Here is a 2,476-nt window from a genome sequence, read left to right as displayed (position 1 = left end):
GTAAGCGCTGTTCAGCGGCCACCTACCGGATGACGGGGTGATCTGCGAGTCTGCGGTTTGTTCGGACCGTTAGGCTTAGAATGGACACAGTGCATAGTGCTATCGCGGAGCCGGTGCGGCGGCTTGAGGTCTTCACCGGAGCCGGTCGTCGGCGGAAGTGGAGCGACGACGACAAGGCGCGGATCGTCGCCGAGATCGTGGCGAGTGGCGACTCGGTGTGTTCCGTGGCCCGACGGCATGGATTGTCGCCGCAGCAGTTGTTTGGTTGGCGCCGCCAGTTGCGAGAAGCAGCAGGCGGTCATTCCGAAGCGGACAAAGTCCAGTTTGTGCCAGCGGTGGTGGAGGCCGTGGTACCGGCGCCGGCAGCTCACCAGGAGCGTAAAGTGGTGCGCAAGGCAGATAGCGGGATCATCGAGATCGAAGTCGACGGCATCACGATCCGGGCCGGTCGTGGTGCGGACCCAACGATGATTGCGTCGATCGTCCAGGCGCTGAAGGCGAGCCGGTGATCGGTCCGTCGGGTGCGGTCCGGGTGATGGTGGCGACCAAACCGGTAGACTTCCGCAAGGGAATGGAGGGGCTTGCTACCCTGGTGCGCGAGAGTATGGGGGCTGACCCATTCTCAGGAGCTGTCTATGTGTTCAGGGCCAAGAGGGCGGACCGGATCAAGCTGGTGTTCTGGGACGGAACGGGTTTGTGTCTGTTCGCCAAGAGGCTCGAGGATGGAATCTTCCGCTGGCCGAAGATCGAGGACGGTGTGATGCGTCTGTCGGCGGCGCAATTGTCGGCGCTGCTGGAGGGGCTCGACTGGCGGCTTGTGCACGAGGCACGGGAAACGTCGAAGCCAACGCAGGCCGGATAGCTGTTGGCGGCGCTGCGGCGAAGTGAATCAGGAGCGTCGGACGTGTCGCCAGATGGCGGCGAATATGCTCTGAATTGGGTGTGAGCGACGCCCTGCCTGACGATCCCGAGACGCTGAAAGCGATGCTGCTCGCCGAGCGGTGCGAGAGCGAGCGGCTGCGTCAGATCATCAAGGAATTGCAGCGGCATCGGTTTGGCCGGCGGGCAGAGACGCTGCCTGAAGATCAGATGCTGCTGGGCCTGGAAGACGTCGAGCAAGTGGCAGCGTACAGCGAGACGGCGCAGGACGTGAGCGCACCTGAAGGCCGTGAGGCGCGGGCTCGCAAGCGCCGCGGCAACCGTGGTGCCTTGCCGACGCACCTGCCGCGGATCGAGGTCGTCGTCGACATCGAGGACAAGACCTGTCCCTGTTGCCAGGGCGAGTTGCACCGGATCGGCGAGGATCGGAGCGAGCGGCTGGACCTGGTCCCGGCGCAGTTCCGGATCCTCGTGACCCGGCGTCCCAAATACGCCTGCCGGGCTTGCGAGGACGGCATCATGCAGGCGCCGGCCCCGGCCCGGCTGATCGAGGGCGGATTACCGACCGAGGCCACCGTCGCCCAGGTCCTGGTCTCCAAATATGCCGATCACCTGCCGCTCTACCGGCAGGCCCAGATTTACGCCCGCCAGAGCATTGAGCTCGATCGTTCGACGTTGGCGGACTGGGTGGGACAAGCTGCCTTCCACCTGCGTCCGTTGCATGAGCGCCTCCTTGGCAAGCTCAGACAACGGCCAAAGCTGTTTGCCGATGAAACGACGATGCCGGTGCTCGATCCCGGCCGCGGGCGCACCAAGACCGGTCAGCTCTGGGCCTATGCGGCGGACGACCGACCATGGGGCGGCGCCGATCCGCCGGGCGTCGCCTATGTCTATGCGCCCGATCGCAAAGCCGACCGACCGATCGCCCATCTTGCAGGCTTCAAGGGGATCCTGCAGGTCGATGGCTATGCCGGCTATGGCAAGCTCGCCGAGCGTGGCGAGGTTCAGCTTGCATTCTGCTGGTCGCATATGCGGCGTAACTTCTACGAACTTGCCACACCCGGTCCCGCGCCCATCGCAAGCGAAGCGCTTCAGCACATCGCCGAGTTCTACGCGATCGAGAAGGACATCCGTGGCCGCAGCGCCGAGGAGCGCCGCCTCGTCCGGCAGCAGAAGGGTCGGCCGCTGGCGGAAGCCTTCGAACGGTGGCTCCGCGCAAAGCTCGCTTTGATCAGCCAAAAGGGCAAGCTAGCCGACGCCATCCGCTATGCGCTCTCACGCTGGGAAGGCCTGACGCGCTTCATCGAAGATGGCCGTATCGAGCTCGACAACAACGCGGTCGAGCGATCAATCCGCCCGATCACGCTCAACCGGAAGAATGCGCTGTTCGCAGGCTCCGACGGCGGCGCCGAGCACTGGGCCATCATCGCTTCCCTGATCGAAACCTGTAAGCTGAACGATGTCGATCCGCTTGCCTATCTGACCGATGCCCTCACCAGGATCGTCAACGGCCATCCAAACAGCAACATCGATGAGCTGCTTCCGTGGGCCTATTGCCGTCACGACCTCAAAGCCGTGGCCTGAGAACGACGCTTAC

Annotated in this window: 3 protein-coding genes; all 3 read left to right on the top strand. The window is 64.1% G+C overall.

Annotated elements, in window-relative coordinates; genetic code table 11:
• Positions 1-80: 80 nt before the first annotated feature.
• The 3 genes from CT676_RS43425 to CT676_RS43415 all read left to right on the top strand — a co-directional run bounded on the left by CT676_RS43425 (position 81) and on the right by CT676_RS43415 (position 2,463).
• On the top strand, positions 81-509 hold the full coding sequence (locus CT676_RS43425) for a transposase (protein WP_135179689.1): 429 nt from the start codon (positions 81-83) through the stop codon (positions 507-509).
• Entirely contained in the window at positions 506-862 is a 357-nt protein-coding gene (gene tnpB / locus CT676_RS43420) for an IS66 family insertion sequence element accessory protein TnpB (protein WP_135179688.1), read from the top strand. The genes CT676_RS43425 and tnpB overlap by 4 nt, the downstream gene beginning before the upstream one ends.
• A 122-nt stretch (positions 863-984) precedes the next feature.
• Positions 985-2,463, top strand: coding sequence for an IS66 family transposase (locus CT676_RS43415; protein WP_135217330.1), 1,479 nt, complete (start codon positions 985-987; stop codon positions 2,461-2,463).
• The last annotated feature ends 13 nt before the right edge of the window (positions 2,464-2,476 follow it).

The organism is Bradyrhizobium sp. MOS001, from assembly GCF_004634465.1.
In the GTDB taxonomy this organism is placed as follows: Bacteria; Pseudomonadota; Alphaproteobacteria; order Rhizobiales; family Xanthobacteraceae; genus Bradyrhizobium; species Bradyrhizobium barranii.
This window is presented reverse-complemented; position numbering and strand designations above follow the sequence as displayed.

Coding starts and splice junctions, on each gene's coding strand:
- CT676_RS43425 (WP_135179689.1), top strand. CDS start 81: ATGGACACAGTGCATAGTGCTATCGCGGAGCCGGTGCGGCGGCTTGAG.
- CT676_RS43415 (WP_135217330.1), top strand. CDS start 985: ATGCTGCTCGCCGAGCGGTGCGAGAGCGAGCGGCTGCGTCAGATCATC.